This window comes from Marinobacter sp. V34, from assembly GCF_055524115.1.
Genome location: NZ_JBUPZY010000002.1, coordinates 307,481 through 323,981 on the forward strand (window position 1 = coordinate 307,481; position 16,501 = coordinate 323,981).

The window sequence follows — 16,501 nt, forward strand, 5'->3', positions numbered from 1 at the left end:
GAAAAGACCGGGTTGTCACCCGGTCCCGGTTTACGCTGTTCTGGCGGCTTCAGGCGCTTTTTTTGTGAAGCTTTTCCAGCTTCTTGCGAATACGGGTGCGCTTCAGTGAACTCAGATAGTCCACGAACAGCTTGCCGTTGAGATGGTCCATCTCATGCTGGATACACACCGCCAACAGGCCACGGGCTTCCAGCTCAAACGGCTTTCCGTCACGGCCAACGGCCCTGATCATGCAGTGTTCAATACGGGAGACGTCCTCGTAGAAACCCGGCACTGACAGGCAGCCTTCCTGCATGTCTTCAAGCTCGCCATCAAGTACTTCCACTTCCGGGTTGATAAATACCCGCGGTTCACTTTTGTCCTCGGACAGGTCCATGACGATGATCTGCTTGTGCACGTTGACCTGGCTGGCAGCCAGGCCAATGCCGGGCGCATCGTACATGGTCTCAAACATGTCGTCGATCAGTTTGCGGGTCTCGTCGGTCACCTGATCCACAGGCTTGGCAATGGTGCGCAAGCGGGGATCCGGGTATTCGAGAATATCTAGTATCATGGCGCTCGTACTTTTGGTGTCTGATTCTGGCTTTCACCGTTATCTTTTGTAACGGTGTGAATACTGTCTCCGAAATGCGACAGCGTACTGCGCATTTTTCCATCCCGTGACTATTATGATCGGGATGAAAGAGCCGGTTTCAACGGGTTGTTGCCGTTTATAATGCTATTATCCCTCAACTCGCTCATTGAGTACAAACTGATCAGTTGATAGTCAAAAGCTTTTGACCATAGCGTAGAAATTACTGGAAGAACAAAAGATAACATCACAATTTGCGAGACATCTTCTATAGTAGTGGTATAAAAGGCAGAGTACCGGCTGCATACCAAGAACAGAATCTATCGATTCAAGGCACGCGATCAAGGACTTAAACAATGAGGAAACTGCTGTACGCTCTGGCAGCAAGCATGCTGCTGCTAACCTCCTGGGCCCACGCCGCCCCGGAACTGAGGTCCGATCATCCCGAGCGTTACACTGTCGTGAAGGGTGACACCCTGTGGGATATTTCCGCCCGCTTCCTGAATAACCCCTGGTACTGGCCGGAAATCTGGCACGTGAATCCACAGGTTGCAAACCCACACCTTATCTATCCGGGTGACGAACTGGCGCTTGTCTACATCGACGGCAAGCCGCGTGTTACCAAGGTTTCCAGTGACCGGGTGGTGAAGCTCTCGCCAAAAGTGCGTTCCGAGCCAATCGACACGCCGATTCCGGCTATTCCCCTGGATGCGATCAGCAGTTTCCTGACCGACACGCGTATCGTTGACGTTGAGGCACTCAATGGCGCGCCTTACGTGCTGGAAGGCGAGGACGGCCGGATTATTACCGGCGCGGGTGATCGGATTTACGCCCGTGGTGAGAAGCCGGCTGACAATGTGGGCGTCTTCCGCCGCAGCAAGGAATTCCGCGATCCGGAAACTGGCGAGTTCCTTGGCCTTGAGGCCCGGAGTATCGCCCGCGGTGAAGTCATTGCCGAGAATAAAGACGTTCTGACACTCCGACTGAAGCAATCCAACGAGGAAGTGCGCATCGGGGACCGACTGCTGGTGGGCGAAGAGCGTCGCATCACCACCAGTTTTGTGCCCAGTTCTCCCGACAGTGACATCGAGGCCCAGATGATTTCGGTCGATGGTGGTGTGAGCCAGATCGGGCAGTTTGATGTAGTGGCCATTAACCGTGGTGAACGGGAAGGCTTGAAGCCGGGCAATGTCATGGCTGTGCTGAAGAGCGGCAACCTGGTTCGGGACCCAATCACTGATGAAACCATCGAACTGCCCTCCGAGCGTGCCGGGCTGATGATGGTGTTCCAGACCTATGAGAAAATGAGCTATGGCCTGATCCTGCAGGCGACCCGTCCGTTGTCGGTTGGTGACAAGGTGACCAATCCCTGAGGTTAGAACGACGTAAATACGCCTGTAGAAAGGGAGCCGCATCGCCGGCTCCTTTTTTTATGGCATAATTCACCTTCAGCCTGCCAGGAAGGCAAGCTCCGTTACCCAACCCTGATCCACGGAAGGATGCCATGCCCCTCTCTACCGACTCCCCGTCTGTCCCGAACCTGTTCCAGTCGGGTCACGGATTCTGGATATTCCTCTCCTGTCTGCCGAAATTCGGAGCCCGTCGTCAGCAGGCGATTCTCGAACAGCTTCCGGATTTTCAGCAGCTCCTGACCCATAATGCCGCCACGCTGAAAGCACTGGGTTTGGTGACGGAAACGGTCGAAGCCCTCGAAGCATGGCGCCGCCAGGATAGCGCCCACCCTGTTGTCGCCAGTGCCGACGTTATATACCGGGATTGCCTGAGGACAGGCACGGATATCCTGACCATGGCCGATGCTGACTACCCTGAACCCCTAAGGCATATTCACGACGGGCCGCTGGTGCTCTACGTGCGCGGTGATCGCTCCCTGCTCGGGCGTGAGCAGATCGGCATTGTGGGCAGCCGCAATGCTACCCGGGCCGGGCTGGAGCACGCCCGTTCCTTTGCCGCTGCGCTGGGCCGAAAAGGCTTGCTGGTGACCAGCGGGTTGGCTCTGGGGGTGGACGGCGCCGCCCATGCTGGTGCCCTGGATGCCGGCTTCCCGACCGTCGCGGTGATTGGTAATGGTGTTGATAAGCCCTACCCCTATCGCCACCGCACCCTCAGTGAACGCATCGCCGGTGAGGGGGTGATTGTGTCCGAATACCCGCCGGGCACCTCCGCCAAGGCGGGCCACTTTCCCCGCCGAAACCGGATTATCAGTGGCCTCAGCCGCGGCATCCTGGTGGTAGAGGCGGGACTTAAAAGCGGCTCTTTGATCACCGCGCGCCTGGCGCTGGAACAGGGGCGTGAGGTGTTTGCCATTCCCGGCTCCGTGCACAATCCCCTGGCCCATGGCTGCCATCACCTGATACGCCAGGGCGCAAAGCTGGTGGAGACGGTGGATGATGTCTGTGAGGAGCTGGGCGGTTGGTGGACCGGTCAGAGCGAGGGCTATCCGTCTTCGGTGGTCGTGCAAAGGCCGGCCACTGAAGGCCTGGATTCCCGGGAAATCGCGGTGCTGGAGGCTTTAGGGTATGATCCGCAGTCAACCGATGATTTGTGTTCAGTGACCGGCCTTCCCGCCGATCAGTTGATGCAGTCGCTGCTTCTCCTGGAGTTACAGGGGTTGGTGGATTCTGCGCCGGGAGGGTTTCAACGGATTGCCTGAGCCGCGTTTAAAGACTTGAAGATTTCATGAAACCACCACAGCAACCTTTGTCCGACTGGCACCTTCACTGCGCCCGCCGCACCATCCTTGGTGGCGGTGTCATTGCCTATCCTACAGAAGCCGTCTGGGGCCTGGGTTGTGACCCCTGGGATCAGGACGCCGTTGAACGCATTCTGGTGCTCAAGCAGCGTCCGGTGGAAAAAGGGCTGATCCTTGTGGCGTCGTCTGTCGATCAGGTACGGTTCCTGCTCGACCCTTTGCCGAAGGAGCAGCAACGCCAGGCGATGAGTCATTGGCCCGGCCCGGTCACCTGTCTTCTGCCGGATGTCCGGATGCAAATCCCACAGCAGGTTCGGGGTCGTCACAGCTCTATTGCCGTCAGGGTCAGTGACCATCCGATTGCGCGCGCGCTGTGCGAGACGACCGGCTTCCCCCTGGTCTCAACCTCCTGTAACCCGGCAGGGCGTCAGCCGGCCCGTACCTCCTGGCAGGTGCGTCGTTATTTCGAGGGCCAACTGGATTGGCTGGTGCCGGGCGAACTGGGCGGTAACCGTCAACCCAGCCGTATCATCGATATCGTCAGCGGAAAGCAACTGCGCTAGGAGTTCCCATGTCTCAGCATCCTTTTCAGCACCCCGACACCCATGCCGTGAAACAGTACCTGCTAGGCCTTCAGGATCAGATCTGCGAACGGCTGTCAGCGGTCGATGGCAAGGGCGTTTTCGAGACCGATGCCTGGGACCGGCCCGAAGGCGGGGGCGGCATCAGCCGGGTAATCAACGACGGTGCGGTGTTCGAGAAAGGCGGTGTGAACTTCTCCCATGTGATGGGCGAGACCATGCCTGCGTCAGCCACCGCGCATCGGCCTCACCTGGCGGGTGCGCCTTGGCAGGCCATGGGGGTGTCTCTGGTAATGCATCCTACAAACCCTTATGTTCCCACGTCCCATGCCAACGTACGGTTTTTCGTTGCAACCCCCGAGGACGCAGAGCCAGTCTATTGGTTTGGAGGGGGCTATGATCTTACCCCCTATTACGGCTTCGACGAGGATTGCGTCCATTGGCATCAGGTTGCGAAAGCCGCCTGTGATCCGTTCGGCGATCACCTGTATCGCGAGTACAAACACTGGTGTGACAACTATTTTTACCTCAAACATCGGGACGAACCCCGGGGTGTGGGAGGGTTGTTTTTCGACGACCATAATACCGGGGACTTCAGTCGTGATTTTGCGTTGATGCAGTCTGTCGGAGACAGCTTCATTGATGCCTATGAGCCCATTGTTGCGCGTCGCAAGGCCCTGGCCTGGGGCGATCGCGAGCGTGATTTCCAGCTGTATCGCCGCGGCCGCTACGTGGAATTCAACCTGGTGTACGACCGGGGCACCCTGTTTGGCCTGCAGTCCGGTGGCCGCACGGAATCCATCCTGATGTCGCTGCCACCGCTGGTGCGCTGGGAGTACGACTTCGTGCCGAAGCCCGGCTCGGAAGAGGCACGGTTGACGGACTACTTTCTTACCGGAAGGGATTGGCTGGGGGATCGGCTGGGGAAGGGGATGGAGAGTGCCGATGCATAACGATCTTTACGCCGTGGTGGGTAACCCCATCAGTCACAGCAAGTCCCCCCGCATTCATAGCCTGTTTGCCCGCCAGACCGGCGAGCAGCTGGAATACACGGCCATACAGGCGCCAGAAGACGATTTTGCGGGTACCGTCAAAGGCTTTTTCGAGCGCGGTGGTAAGGGGTTGAATGTCACCGTGCCTTTCAAGGAGCAGGCCTGGCAGCTGGCGGACCTGCGAACCCAACGCGCCGAGCGAGCGGGTGCGGCGAACACGCTCTACAAGGACAGTAAAGGCTCACTTACCGCCGACAACACGGATGGCAAAGGACTGGTTACCGACCTCATGATCAACCATGGCGTTCGCCTGGCGGGTAAGCGCCTGCTGGTGTTGGGCGCCGGCGGGGCCGTTCGTGGTGTTCTGGGGCCGATTCTCGCAGAAGAACCTGCCGCTCTGACGATTGCCAACCGCACCCTGGCGAAAGCTGAGGGGCTGGTCAGTTTTTTCGAACCCGTGGCCGGCGATACGTACCTGGAGGCCTGCGGGTTCGAACAGCCGGCCGACGCTTTCGACGTCATCATCAATGGCACCAGTGCCAGCCTGCAGGGAGATTTGCCACCAATCTCCGCAAGTGTGATCGGTGCCGACACGGTGATTTACGACATGATGTATTCTCTGCAGACCACCACCTTCAACGAATGGGCGCTGGAACAGGGGGCCACCCGGGTGTTCGACGGCCTGGGCATGCTGGTGGAACAGGCGGCGGAGGCGTTCCGGATATGGCGTGGAAAAACCCCGGACACCCGTCCGGTCATTGAAGAATTGCGAAACGACTGAGCCCAACCCGGATGAATGGGCTATGCTTCGCAGGTGTAAACGGTTCCCGAAGGTCGCTGATTAAAGGTCTCTGATGGATATTCTCACCCTTGTCGGGCTGGTGGCAGGCGTACTGATTGTCGTGCTCGCGATGCTAGCCAACGCGTCGATACTTACCTTTTTCAACCTTCCGGGGCTGGCGATTGTGCTGGGTGGCACTTTTGCCGTCACCCTGATCAAGTTTCGTCTGTCTTCGGTGATGAGTGCTTTTAGGCTGGCGTTTGCAGCGGCGTTTAAAGATCGTGTCGAACGGCCTGCGGAGCTGATCCGCGAAGTTGGTACACTGGCTCTTGTAGTTCGCAAGGAAGGTATCCTGGGCCTGGAAAACCACACCGCCAAGAACGAGTTTCTGCAAAAAGCCATCAATCTGTGTGTGGACGGCCACCCACCCGAGTTGGTTGAAGAAGCTCTGGCCCAGGAAACCCAGCAGACGGCCGAGCGCTACGAAGTCTCAGAACGGGTATTTCGCGGTATTGGTGAATCCGCCCCGGCCATCGGTATGCTGGGCACACTGGTTGGCCTGGTGCAGATGCTCAACACCCTCGACGATCCGTCCTCCATTGGCCCGGCCATGGCGATCGCCCTGCTGACCACGCTCTATGGGGCCTTCATCGCCCAACTGATCGCCCTGCCCCTGGCCGACAAGCTGCAGCTCAAAGCCGAAGATGAGGCACGCAACCAGGTGCTGATCACCACGTCCATGCGCACTATCATGCGCGGCGAGAATCCCCGGGTGATGACTGAACTGCTGTCTTCTTTTGTGACGCCGGAACAGCGCAATGGTCTTACGCCGGAGCGGGAGTCGTAAGTTTTGGTGGTCCGCCAGCCCGTCAAAAAGAAGAAGCATGGCCGTGGCTCCCCGGCCTGGATCGTCACCTTTGCCGATCTGGCCACCCTGCTGCTGACCTTTTTTATCCTGTTGTTGTCCTTCGCGGAAATGGATGTTGAAAAGTACCGTGCCATGGCCAACTCCATGGCGGTGGCCTTTGGCAGCAACCAGGTGCTCGGCGATGCGGTTGGGGGCTCGCCGCTGACACTGATAGAGTCGGATACGGTTTCCCTGCCGGAGCCGATGGATACAGAGACCGACGAGCCAGAATTCATTGATGAGCGCGCGGAAGCGGATGCCCCGACCAAGATTCCGGCGGGTGTGATCGATCTGGCCAGCCGAATGATCGAAGAGCTTGAACCGGAAGTGGCTTCTGACGCATTGAGCGTCAACTACGATGAAAGCCGGGTGGTGATCCGATTTTCGGAAGAAGCCACATTCCGCTCAGGAGAAGCGGCAATCAAGCCGGGAATGGTGCCGATCATCGAGCGGGTGGTAGAGGTGCTGTCCGGTTGCACCGGTGATGTTCTGGTGGCGGGTTACACGGATGACCGCCCGATTGCCAGTGGCCGCTATCGCTCCAACTGGGATCTGTCCGCTGCGCGTGCCGTGTCGGTGGTGCACGAGCTGGTGTTGAATCGTCAGGTGCCGGCGGAGCGGGTCGTCGCGGCGGGCCGGGCGGAAACGAACCCACTGGCGCCCAACGACAGCCCGGAGAACCGGGCCAAGAACCGGAGGGTGGAGATTTCCATCCGCAACCCGCAATGCGACGACAGCGTGGAGACGGACCAGCTACCGGTGGAAATTAACCCCTGAAACGCGCATATACCTGCCGGGAAGCTCCTCATAGTCAATTTATATAACCCCGACGCTTTTAGATCTTTATACTGTGCAGCCCAACGCCAACACATATGCCGAATTAACAGGATCAGAGAGCGATTATGAGTGGACCAGACAAGCCGAAAGTCATTGGTGAGGAGTGGAGTGATGAACGGGTAAAGGGGTTTCTGGCCATCACACCCTACGACAGCCGTATCAATGCCGACTTCAACGCCCTGATTAAGGCCTACCAGGCCATGATTGCCGAAGACTTTGACCGTTTCGTCGGTTTCTTTGTGGAAGCGGGGCGGGATCTCAACGCTGTCGATGAAAATGGTGAGACCATCCTGGACCTGGTGTCGCGGCACCGTCGCAGCACCGCATACATAGAAACACTTCGGAAAGCGGGCGCAAAAACAACCGCAGAGACCGGGAACTGAGGCCCATCACTCTCCTTCTTACCGGTTACTGCTCAATGTCGCCCGAAGCCGAAATTTTTACCGGGATGCGAACAGGGCTGAAAGACCGATGAAGAAATGGCCTGAAGCGGGCCATTGAAGGCCCCTGTTGATCCGAATGGGGGTGCGCGCCCCAGCGAAACCCATGAAGTCCACCCAGTTTGTTTCTGTCGCTAACAAACGGACTCAGTAAGTCAGGGTCGGCACTGATCAAATGAACGATGACGTCGCGGCTGGCGTCGTCGCCTGTGATCAACGGAGCCGCTTGATGATCGCCTGTCAGCACTAGCAGTGTCTGGTCGTCCACATGACGTTTGGCGTATTCGGTGGCCACGTTCAGCGCATAATCCAGCGAGCGTGCGTAGTGATCGCGTACGCGGTCAGGATCTCGCCACAGGCTTGCGGGTGCTTCGCCTGCCCCCTTCCAACGGTTGAAGGTTTCTCCGTTCCCAATCTTGTCCCAGTCCTCCAGCACCGGCAATATCGGCACCCAGGGCGCGTGACTGCTGATCAGTGCCACTTCCGTGAAGACCGGTTTCTCCGACCGTTCTCGTACCTGGCGCTGAAACCATGACCAGGTGTATTGGTCCGGCATGGTGACCCAGTTCAGGGTGGGTCCACGATACCCCATGGTGGTGGAGTGATAGATCCGGTTGTAGCCGAACGCAAGACCCTCCGGCCACTCCTGGGTAATGGCGGGCATAACGGCCACCGTGTCATGGCCAGTCGCGCCCATATCATCAATCAGTGTGGGATAGTCACTGGCCAGGAAAGTGTCGTAATCGAGCTGGGTGTCGATCCATTGGCCGCTGAGCAGCGTGGTATGCGCCAGCCAGGATTGGCCACCCTGAACGGGGGATTGCAAGCGGCCCGTGACAATATGAAGGCCTGCGGTCGCCAGCACCTGCTCCATTTGCTGGAGCCGAGACTGAATCAGGGGCCGATACCGCGGGTTGGTGACTGAAGAGATGCCATAGGACTCAATGAACCCCAGGATCACGTCGGTTTGCGCAAATGCCTGCAGTGGTCTGGATTGCCTGGCGTCCGGGTTATCCATCAAGTGCTGCTGGAAAGAAGCCGTTGACTGATAGGTATCAGCGGCCAGTTCAGCCTGCTGGGTGGCTGCTCGGGCTGCTGTCAGCCCCACGAATGGTTGCGGCAGAAACGCTATCCCAATGGCAACGACGCCCAGGGTCGCAACAGCCGTTGCCGAGGTACGGGAGCGGTTTGAGTCAACCTGCCGGAGTAACCGGCTTACGCAGATGCCCAACCCCACGAAGATAGCCAGGGCCATGACGATCAGCGTCAGCGACAGCGTCATTCCCAGGTTGCTCTGCAACAGGTTAAACACCGAACTGGCAAGGCCCAACTCGAGATAGAGATTGAAAGGCCGTCCGAGACTGTGGCGAACCAGGACATCACTTAATGCAAAGAATGCGAGCAAGCTGAAGAGAGAACCGACAATTGCTGCTCCGACACGCTTTCCTGTGCTCTCAGGCAGCAGGGCAAACAGTCCACTTACCAATAGAGCTTCCGCTGCCAACCAGGGTGCCTGGGAATAGTGAGGTAGCAGCAACGCCAGAAACAAAACGTTCAGCAGGATGGTGGTGAACAGCAGTCGCTTCAATGGCGAATCTCTCCACTAAACTTCATTCAGATAGTCGTCCTTGAGTTTGACGTAATTGGCCGCTGTGTACTTGAAGAAGGTCTTTTCCTTATCCGATAACGCCCGGGCCTGTTTGCAGGGCGACCCAACGTACAGGTACCCGGACTCCAATGTTTTTCCCGGTGGTACCAGGCAACCAGCGGCGACAATCACCTCGTCCTCCACCACGGCGCCGTCCATGATGATGCAGCCCATACCCACCAGCACCCGGTTGCCTACGGTGCAGCCGTGCAGCAACGCCTTGTGGCCAACGGTCACGTCGTCCCCTATCAGCAGTGGATAGCCGCCCGGGTTATAATCACTGGCGTGGGTGATGTGGAGTACTGACCCATCCTGGATACTGCAGCGATTGCCAATGCGGATTTTGTGCATGTCACCGCGCACGACCGTCATTGGCCAGATTGAGACATCATCCCCTGTCTGAACATCCCCAATGACCACCGCACTGGGATCAATCCAGGCGCGTTCTCCAAATTTTGGCGTGTTACCCTTGTGTGTTCGTACATTCGACATTACATATACTCTTTAAGTGGATTAAAGCTTGTGGGGAAGGAGTCTCTGGGGGAGGTCTTTCCAAAACACGCTCAAGCACATCCATGTGACGCTTGAGCTCCGCCATCCATGGCTCCGCACAGTTTTGGAAAGACCTCCCCCAGAGACTCCCCAAGCGTTGGAGTTACTTCAAATTACATCAGACATCCGGAGCTGAGAAGGGGACTTATGAATAACCCGTTATTGACCGACGACCTGTTGCCGAAGTTTGACCATGTTCGCACCGAGCACATGGAACCGGCAATCGACCAGATTCTCAGCGAAAACCGCGTGAAAATCTCACAACTGGCGCAGCAGGACGAGCCCACGTGGGAAACCCTGGCGCAACCGATGCAGGCAACCGAGGACCGGTTGGAAAGAGCATGGTCCGTGATCTCGCACCTGAATGGTGTGATGAACAGCGATGACCTGCGTAAGGTGTACAAGAACTGCCTGGAAAAGCTCACCGAGTACAGCACCGAGCTGAGCCAGAATGCTGAACTTTGCGAAGCGTATAAGAAGCTGGCGGCAAGCGACCAATTTAACGAGCTGAACGAGGCTCAGCGTAAATCCGTGGACAACACACTGCGGGATTTCCACCTTGGTGGTGTCGATCTGCCGCAGGAGAAGAAAGAGCAGTATGCTAACTTGTCCATGGAGCTGTCTGAGCTGTCCAACCGCTTCAGTGACAACGTCCTGGATGCTACCCAGCACTGGTTCAAGCATATCACCGATGTGGACGAACTGGCGGGTGTTCCTGAATCCGCGATCGAGGGTGCGAAGCAGGCGGCGCAGCAGAAAGATCTGGATGGCTACGTCATCACCCTGGATTTTCCCAGTTTCTATCCGGTCATGACTTACGGTGACAACCGCGACCTGCGTCGTGAAGTCTACGAAGCCTTTGTAACCCGTGCTTCCGACATGGGCCCGGATGCCGGCACCTGGGACAACACCCCGGTGATGGCGGAAATCCTCAAGCGTCGTCATGCAATGGCTCAGTTGCTCGGATTCAACAACTACGCCGAGCGTTCGCTGGCGACCAAGATGGCCCGCAATGTGGACGAGGTGCTGGACTTCCTGAACCAGCTGGCGGCCAAGTCCAAACCCATCGCTGAGCGGGAATTTGCCGAGTTGAAGGCGTTCGCCAAGGACACCCACGGTGTTGACGACCTGCAGGCTTGGGATATCGGGTATTACAGCGAGAAACTGCGCCAGGAACGCTACGACATTTCCCCGGAAACCCTGCGCCCGTGGTTCCCAGTCGACAAGGTGATTCCGGGCCTGTTTGCCGTGGCCGAGAAGCTGTTCGACGTACAGATTGAAGCCAAACAGGAGGTGGAAACCTGGCACCCGGACGCGACCGCCTATTGCATCAGCCGCAATGGCGAGCCGTTGGCCTGGTTCTATCTTGACCTGTTTGCACGCCAGGGCAAGCGTGGTGGGGCCTGGATGGCCGACTGCCGGGTGCGTTGGCGCAACCTGCGTGGCCAGCTACAGCTGCCGGTGGCCTTCCTGACCTGTAACTTCACGCCGCCAGTAAACGGTAAGCCGTCACTGCTGACCCACGACGAAGTCACCACGCTGTTTCACGAATTCGGCCACGGCCTGCACCACATGCTGACCCAAGTGGACGTGCTGGATGTATCCGGTATCAACGGCGTTGCCTGGGATGCGGTGGAACTGCCCAGTCAGTTCCTGGAAAACTGGTGCTGGAATCCGGAGTCCCTGGCCCTGATCGCCTCGCACCATGAAACCGGTGAGCCGTTGCCGGATGACCTGCTGCAAAAGCTGCTGGCGGCCAAGAACTTCCAGTCCGGCATGGCGATGGTGCGGCAGCTGGAGTTCTCGCTGTTTGATTTCCGCCTACACGCGGAATTCACCCCGGATGCCCCCACCAACCCGCTGGACATGCACCGCACGGTACGGAGCGAAATCGCTGTGGTGGAAGCGCCGCCATTCAACCGCTTCCCCAACAGTTTCTCCCATATCTTCGCCGGCGGTTACGCAGCGGGCTATTACAGTTACAAATGGGCCGAGGTGCTGGCGGCGGATGCGTTTTCGCTGTTCGAGGAAAACGGTATCTTCGATCCGCAAACTGGCAGGGCGTTCCTGCAGAGCATCCTTGAAAAAGGCGGTTCCCAGGAACCGATGGAACTGTTCAAGGCGTTCCGTGGTCGTGAACCGGAGGTGGGTGCTTTGCTGAAACAGACAGGTATCACTGAAGACGCGGCGTAATCCGCTACTGCCCGGCCGTCTTCGGATCGGCCGGGCTTTCGAATTGTTGGAGTCTTTACCATGGCGACCCCCAAACGTTTTATCGCCGGCGCTGTTTGTCCCCGTTGTGCGGAGATGGACAAGATCATGATGTTTACCACCGACGACGATGATCAGGTTCGCGAGTGCGTGGCCTGCGGTTTCACGGATGCGGTGTCTGATACCCCGGAGCCGACCAACCCTGAGCTGGAAACCCGCGTGAACAAGCGCGACAACGAAGATGATCATACCGTTAAGCAGGTGGTGTTCTTTTCTTCCAAGGACGACTGATGGTCGGGAGTTTGCCCTCTTTTTGTAGCCTGTCTGGATTGGGGCTGCGAGGGGGCAGGGGGAGTTTTTACTCTTGAAATGGAACTCGCTGCGCTCAGACACCCATTTCTGGCGAGTAAAAATCCCCCTACCCCCTCACGAACGAACCACGTCGATATCGCCAGGCAAACGCCGAGGGCTCGTCCCGCACGGCGATATCTTTCTGGTTTAATCCGGAGGGTGTTGGGGTGCTTTCTGCCGGGAAAAGGTGTCTGAGCGCAGCGAGTTCTTTTTCCCAGAAGAAAGCATCACGACGCCGTCCAGGCCCCCACAAACCAGCAGGCTACAAAAAAGCAGGCAACTCCCAGCCTCAAAGAACCATAGCCGCCAACCACCCAAAGCCCAACAACGGCAGGTTGTAGTGCAGGAACGTCGGCACCACCGTATCCCAGATGTGGTTGTGCTGGCCGTCGACGTTGAGGCCGGCGGTGGGGCCGAGGGTGGAATCCGAGGCCGGGGAGCCGGCATCGCCCAGGGCGCCGGCGGTGCCTACCAGGGCCACGATGGCCAGGGGGCTGAAGCCCAACTCCAGAGCCAGAGGCACATAGAGGGCGGCGATAATGGGGATGGTGGAGAACGACGAACCGATGCCCATGGTGATCAGCAGGCCGACGACCAGCATCAGTAGTGCTGCCAGGGCCTTGTTGTCGCCGATGGCGGAGACGGAGCCTTCCACCAGGGTGGCAATGTCACCGGTTTCGCGCATGACTTCCGCAAACCCGGAGGCGGTGATCATGATGAAGCCGATCATTGCCAGCATTTTCATGCCTTCGGTGAACAGATCGTCGGCTTCTTTCCATTTCACCACGCCGGACAGGTTGAACAGTACAAAGCCCGCCAATGCGCCGAGAATCATTGAGCCCAGCCATAGCTGGACCACGAACGCTGCCACGATGGCGACCAGGGCCATGAGCAGCGTTCCGCTGTTGTAGGTAACATCCACCCGTTCCGTGCGGGCGATGGCATCCAGGTTGTAGTGTCGGTCGCCGCGATAGCTGAAAAAGACCGCAATGAGAAGACCACAGAGCATGCCGAGCGCCGGCAGTGCCATGGCGGACATGACATTGAGGTTGGTGGCGTCGATGCCGTTCTCGCCGACATTCGCCAGCAGGATTTCGTTGAGATAGATACCGCCGAAGCCTACAGGCAGGAACATGTAGGGTGTGATCAGGCCGAACGTCAGCACGCAGGCTACCAGGCGTCGGTCCATGTTCAGTTTGGCCATCACGTACAGCAGTGGCGGTACCACCAGCGGGATGAAGGCGATGTGAATCGGCAGGATGTTCTGGGACGACATGGCGATGGCCAGTAGCAGGCCAACGATCAGCAGGCGGATTCCACCAGCGGCTTTGCCATCGTCCTGCCGACCCACCAGGTTCAGGGCTTTGTCGGCCAGGGCGTGGGCGAGGCCGGATTTGCCGATGGCGACGGCGAAGGCGCCTAGGGTGGCGTAGGACAGGGCGACGGTAGCACCGCCCCCTAGGCCCTCGTTAAACGCGGCAATGGTCGCGTCCAGTGATAGCCCGCTGAGCAGGCCGCCGGCGACGGCGCCAACAATCAGGGCAACAACTACGTGGATGCGGCACAAGCTCAGCACGAGCATGATCGCCACCGCAGCAACAACGGCATTCATGGCAAACTCCGGGATTTCGGGGATGACTTTCAGCGCCCCGGAGGTGGGGCGGTTCAGGAAAGCGCGCTAATGTGCCGGAAACGCGTGCTGCAGTCAAAAATCGTGCTTACCGGTGGTCGTCCGCCACGTAGGTAAACCGGGGAACATCCTCGCCAGCGACTTCCACCGTCTCCTGGAACATCGCCAATGGTCGCACCCATAGGCTGTAGTCACCGTACAGGCAGCGATAAACAACCATCGGTTCCTCGGTTTCGCTGTGACGGGCCACGCCGATGACGTCATAGTCCCTGCCTTTGTAGTGGCGGTAACGGCCTGGCCGTAGCTCTGATTTTTTATCGGTCATCGTATTCTTCTCCATACGTACTTGATTACTACGTATTTTTGGGGGCGGACTTACTCCCTATAAACGTCTAGACTGGTAGGAAGTGAGCGCAAGGAGGCATTGGGAGTGACTGTTGGCGTCGACAGTTTAGTTGAGTTTTCCTGTTCCGGGTAACATGGCTACTATGAGCGTTTTTTTTACTTGCCGGTGGGTGCGGATACTGTTGCTGGCGTTGGCCATGGCAACTGGCCCGGCCTACGGTGAAAGCGCATCGTTTGCCTGGTTTGAAGCGTCGGGCCCAGAGACGGATGTGGAGGATATCCGTGGTCTGGCGGAAGCGCAATGGCAACCGGTTGCCCGTAAACAAACTCTGAACTTTGGTTTCACCAAAAGCACCTATTGGCTACGAGTTGAAGTGCCTGCCAAGCCGGTTAACCGGGTGCTGGAAATTGGCTATCCCCTGTTGGACGATGTGCGGGTCTACTGGTTTGTCGGGGGTGAACAGGTGGAAAGTCACTCCACCGGGGACAGTCGCAAGTTCGGCTCCCGCCCGATTTACCACCGTAACTTTGTTTTCCCGGTGCCCTCGAACAGCGAGCCCACCACAGCGTATGTCCGTGTCCAGAGTGAGGGGGCGGTGCAGGTCCCAACGCAGGTCATCGAGTCAGCGGACTTTCTGGCGCGTGAGCAACTGGACTACGGCTGGCAGGCGGTTTTCCTGGGCATCATGATCGCCATGGCCCTGTACAACCTGTTTGTATTCGTTATCGTCCGGCAGCAGGCCTATCTGTGGTACGTGTTGACCGTGGTTGCTTCCGCGCTGGTGTTGCTGAACTTCAACGGTCTGGTGTTCCAGTGGCTCTGGCCGGATGTACCGATTCTGAACCGTTACTTCCCGACGCCGGCCATAGCGGCAAATATCCTGTTTGCGGTCATGTTTGCACTGAACTTTCTGGTCGTCAGGAAGTTCAGCCGGGTGTCGTACCGCGTGTTGCAACTGGTGGCATTGGTCAGTGGGTGCAGTTTTGTGTACGGCCTTTTCGGGTCGTACCAGAGTTCGACAGTCATTATCAGCGTATTCGGGGCGGTGATCACTCCCCTTACGTGGATTCTTGGCTTGATCATCTGGCGAAAGGGCCAGGTACTGGCGGGGTTCTACGTGGTGGCATGGACCCCGTTGCTGCTCGGGCATCTGGTGATGTCGATCAGTAAAATCGGCCTTATCCCTATCAGCACGTTAACGGAGCTAGCGCCCCAGACCGGTGTGGCGTTAGAGGTCATTCTGATGTCGTTTGCCCTGGCATATAGGATCAACCTTGAACGTCAGCTCAGAATTGAGGCTCAGGATCATGCCCTGGACATACATCGGCAGGCCAACCAGACGTTGGAAGCCCGCGTTCAGGCACGCACCGAAGAACTGGAGCAAGTCAACGAACAACTCAAGGCGGTTTCTGTTACCGACGGCCTGACGGGGATTGCCAATCGCCGCCAGTTTGACGAAAAGCTAGAGGCAGAATGGCACCGCGCGCTGCGACATGGACATCCTCTCAGTCTGGTTTTGTTGGATATTGATTACTTCAAACGGGTAAACGACAACTTCGGCCATCTGGCGGGGGACGACTGCCTGGTCAGTGTCGCGTGGGTCTGTGCTTCCGAAATCCAGCGTTCAGGAGATTTACTGGCGCGATACGGCGGTGAGGAATTCAGTGTGCTCCTGCCAGCGACACCGGAAGCCGGGGCCGCCAGTGTCGCCGAACGTCTGCGGGTGGTGGTGGCGGGCACACCGGTTTACGTTGGTGACCACGTCAGCCCGGTGAATCTGTCGGTGAGCGCGGGGGTAGCCACCATCCTGCCCGAACCGGGCAGCCGGCCTGCGGAGCTCATCAGTAGGGCCGATGAGGCTTTGTATGCCGCTAAGGGCGCCGGACGTAACCAGGTGATGGTATTCCGGGAATCCGGCGCCCAGGTCATCGCCAGTTCGTAGCG

At 58.0% G+C, this 16,501-nt stretch carries 16 protein-coding genes; 11 read left to right on the forward strand and 5 right to left on the reverse strand.

Features of this window, described 5'->3' with window-relative positions; genetic code table 11:
• Nucleotides 1-49 precede the first annotated feature (49 nt).
• The gene (def, locus tag AC0B60_RS04445; RefSeq protein ID WP_465084360.1) at nt 50-553 is read right to left on the reverse strand and encodes a peptide deformylase; all 504 of its coding nucleotides are present in this window, start codon (nt 551-553) and stop codon (nt 50-52) included.
• A 374-nt stretch (nt 554-927) separates the two neighbouring features.
• Here def and AC0B60_RS04450 point away from each other — a divergent pair, with 374 nt between their 5' ends.
• From AC0B60_RS04450 to AC0B60_RS04485, 8 genes are all read left to right on the forward strand, one after another.
• Nucleotides 928-1,944 (forward strand): LysM peptidoglycan-binding domain-containing protein, encoded by a 1,017-nt coding sequence (locus tag AC0B60_RS04450; RefSeq protein ID WP_465084361.1) that lies wholly within the window; start codon nt 928-930, stop codon nt 1,942-1,944.
• A 131-nt stretch (nt 1,945-2,075) separates the two neighbouring features.
• Entirely contained in the window at nt 2,076-3,242 is a 1,167-nt protein-coding gene (gene dprA, locus AC0B60_RS04455) for a DNA-processing protein DprA (RefSeq protein ID WP_465084362.1), read from the forward strand.
• Nucleotides 3,243-3,268: 26 nt separating this feature from the next.
• Nucleotides 3,269-3,844, forward strand: coding sequence for an L-threonylcarbamoyladenylate synthase type 1 TsaC (gene tsaC / locus AC0B60_RS04460; protein ID WP_465084363.1), 576 nt, complete (start codon nt 3,269-3,271; stop codon nt 3,842-3,844).
• An 8-nt stretch (nt 3,845-3,852) separates the two neighbouring features.
• On the forward strand, nt 3,853-4,815 hold the full coding sequence (gene hemF, locus AC0B60_RS04465; RefSeq protein ID WP_465084365.1) for an oxygen-dependent coproporphyrinogen oxidase: 963 nt from the start codon (nt 3,853-3,855) through the stop codon (nt 4,813-4,815).
• Entirely contained in the window at nt 4,808-5,635 is an 828-nt protein-coding gene (gene aroE / locus AC0B60_RS04470) for a shikimate dehydrogenase (protein WP_465084367.1), read from the forward strand. Before hemF ends, aroE begins: the two co-directional genes overlap by 8 nt.
• Before the next feature lie 73 nt (nt 5,636-5,708).
• Complete coding sequence (locus tag AC0B60_RS04475; protein WP_465084368.1) at nt 5,709-6,482, forward strand: MotA/TolQ/ExbB proton channel family protein; 774 nt, start codon at nt 5,709-5,711, stop codon at nt 6,480-6,482.
• Between the two features lie 3 nt (nt 6,483-6,485).
• Nucleotides 6,486-7,319: a flagellar motor protein MotB gene (locus tag AC0B60_RS04480; RefSeq protein WP_465084369.1), complete on the forward strand. Its 834-nt coding sequence runs from the start codon at nt 6,486-6,488 to the stop codon at nt 7,317-7,319.
• 125 nt (nt 7,320-7,444) lie between these two features.
• On the forward strand, nt 7,445-7,762 hold the full coding sequence (locus AC0B60_RS04485) for a PA4642 family protein (RefSeq protein WP_465084371.1): 318 nt from the start codon (nt 7,445-7,447) through the stop codon (nt 7,760-7,762).
• Nucleotides 7,763-7,787: 25 nt separating this feature from the next.
• On the opposite strand, the gene AC0B60_RS04490 is transcribed toward AC0B60_RS04485, so the two are convergent.
• On the reverse strand, nt 7,788-9,407 hold the full coding sequence (locus tag AC0B60_RS04490; protein WP_465084372.1) for an alkaline phosphatase family protein: 1,620 nt from the start codon (nt 9,405-9,407) through the stop codon (nt 7,788-7,790).
• 15 nt (nt 9,408-9,422) lie between these two features.
• Nucleotides 9,423-9,959, reverse strand: a complete 537-nt coding sequence (locus tag AC0B60_RS04495; protein WP_465084374.1) for a gamma carbonic anhydrase family protein — start codon at nt 9,957-9,959, stop codon at nt 9,423-9,425.
• A gap of 207 nt (nt 9,960-10,166) precedes the next feature.
• On the opposite strand from AC0B60_RS04495, the gene prlC reads away from it, so the two are divergent.
• Both prlC and AC0B60_RS04505 read left to right on the forward strand, forming a co-directional pair.
• A complete protein-coding gene (prlC, locus tag AC0B60_RS04500; RefSeq protein WP_465084376.1) occupies nt 10,167-12,212 on the forward strand; it encodes an oligopeptidase A in 2,046 nt (681 codons plus the stop codon).
• A gap of 60 nt (nt 12,213-12,272) precedes the next feature.
• Nucleotides 12,273-12,521, forward strand: coding sequence for a YheV family putative zinc ribbon protein (locus AC0B60_RS04505; RefSeq protein WP_465084378.1), 249 nt, complete (start codon nt 12,273-12,275; stop codon nt 12,519-12,521).
• A gap of 349 nt (nt 12,522-12,870) precedes the next feature.
• On the opposite strand, the gene AC0B60_RS04510 is transcribed toward AC0B60_RS04505, so the two are convergent.
• Complete coding sequence (locus AC0B60_RS04510) at nt 12,871-14,193, reverse strand: Na+/H+ antiporter family protein (protein WP_465084380.1); 1,323 nt, start codon at nt 14,191-14,193, stop codon at nt 12,871-12,873.
• 106 nt (nt 14,194-14,299) lie between these two features.
• Nucleotides 14,300-14,536 (reverse strand): DUF1653 domain-containing protein, encoded by a 237-nt coding sequence (locus AC0B60_RS04515; RefSeq protein ID WP_465084382.1) that lies wholly within the window; start codon nt 14,534-14,536, stop codon nt 14,300-14,302.
• Between the two features lie 163 nt (nt 14,537-14,699).
• Between AC0B60_RS04515 and AC0B60_RS04520 the strand changes: the two genes are divergently transcribed.
• Nucleotides 14,700-16,499 carry a sensor domain-containing diguanylate cyclase gene (locus tag AC0B60_RS04520; RefSeq protein WP_465084383.1) on the forward strand — a complete coding sequence of 600 codons (1,800 nt, stop codon included), beginning with the start codon at nt 14,700-14,702 and terminating at the stop codon, nt 16,497-16,499.
• Nucleotides 16,500-16,501: the final 2 nt, after the last annotated feature.

What these genes read in the sequence shown, in the direction of transcription:
- def (WP_465084360.1), bottom strand. Translation starts at nt 553, where the DNA reads ATGATACTAGATATTCTCGAATACCCGGATCCCCGCTTGCGCACCATT.
- AC0B60_RS04450 (WP_465084361.1), top strand. Translation starts at nt 928, where the DNA reads ATGAGGAAACTGCTGTACGCTCTGGCAGCAAGCATGCTGCTGCTAACC.
- dprA (WP_465084362.1), top strand. Translation starts at nt 2,076, where the DNA reads ATGCCCCTCTCTACCGACTCCCCGTCTGTCCCGAACCTGTTCCAGTCG.
- tsaC (WP_465084363.1), top strand. Translation starts at nt 3,269, where the DNA reads ATGAAACCACCACAGCAACCTTTGTCCGACTGGCACCTTCACTGCGCC.
- hemF (WP_465084365.1), top strand. Translation starts at nt 3,853, where the DNA reads ATGTCTCAGCATCCTTTTCAGCACCCCGACACCCATGCCGTGAAACAG.
- aroE (WP_465084367.1), top strand. Translation starts at nt 4,808, where the DNA reads ATGCATAACGATCTTTACGCCGTGGTGGGTAACCCCATCAGTCACAGC.
- AC0B60_RS04475 (WP_465084368.1), top strand. Translation starts at nt 5,709, where the DNA reads ATGGATATTCTCACCCTTGTCGGGCTGGTGGCAGGCGTACTGATTGTC.
- AC0B60_RS04485 (WP_465084371.1), top strand. Translation starts at nt 7,445, where the DNA reads ATGAGTGGACCAGACAAGCCGAAAGTCATTGGTGAGGAGTGGAGTGAT.
- AC0B60_RS04495 (WP_465084374.1), bottom strand. Translation starts at nt 9,959, where the DNA reads ATGTCGAATGTACGAACACACAAGGGTAACACGCCAAAATTTGGAGAA.
- prlC (WP_465084376.1), top strand. Translation starts at nt 10,167, where the DNA reads ATGAATAACCCGTTATTGACCGACGACCTGTTGCCGAAGTTTGACCAT.
- AC0B60_RS04505 (WP_465084378.1), top strand. Translation starts at nt 12,273, where the DNA reads ATGGCGACCCCCAAACGTTTTATCGCCGGCGCTGTTTGTCCCCGTTGT.
- AC0B60_RS04510 (WP_465084380.1), bottom strand. Translation starts at nt 14,193, where the DNA reads ATGAATGCCGTTGTTGCTGCGGTGGCGATCATGCTCGTGCTGAGCTTG.
- AC0B60_RS04515 (WP_465084382.1), bottom strand. Translation starts at nt 14,536, where the DNA reads ATGACCGATAAAAAATCAGAGCTACGGCCAGGCCGTTACCGCCACTAC.
- AC0B60_RS04520 (WP_465084383.1), top strand. Translation starts at nt 14,700, where the DNA reads ATGAGCGTTTTTTTTACTTGCCGGTGGGTGCGGATACTGTTGCTGGCG.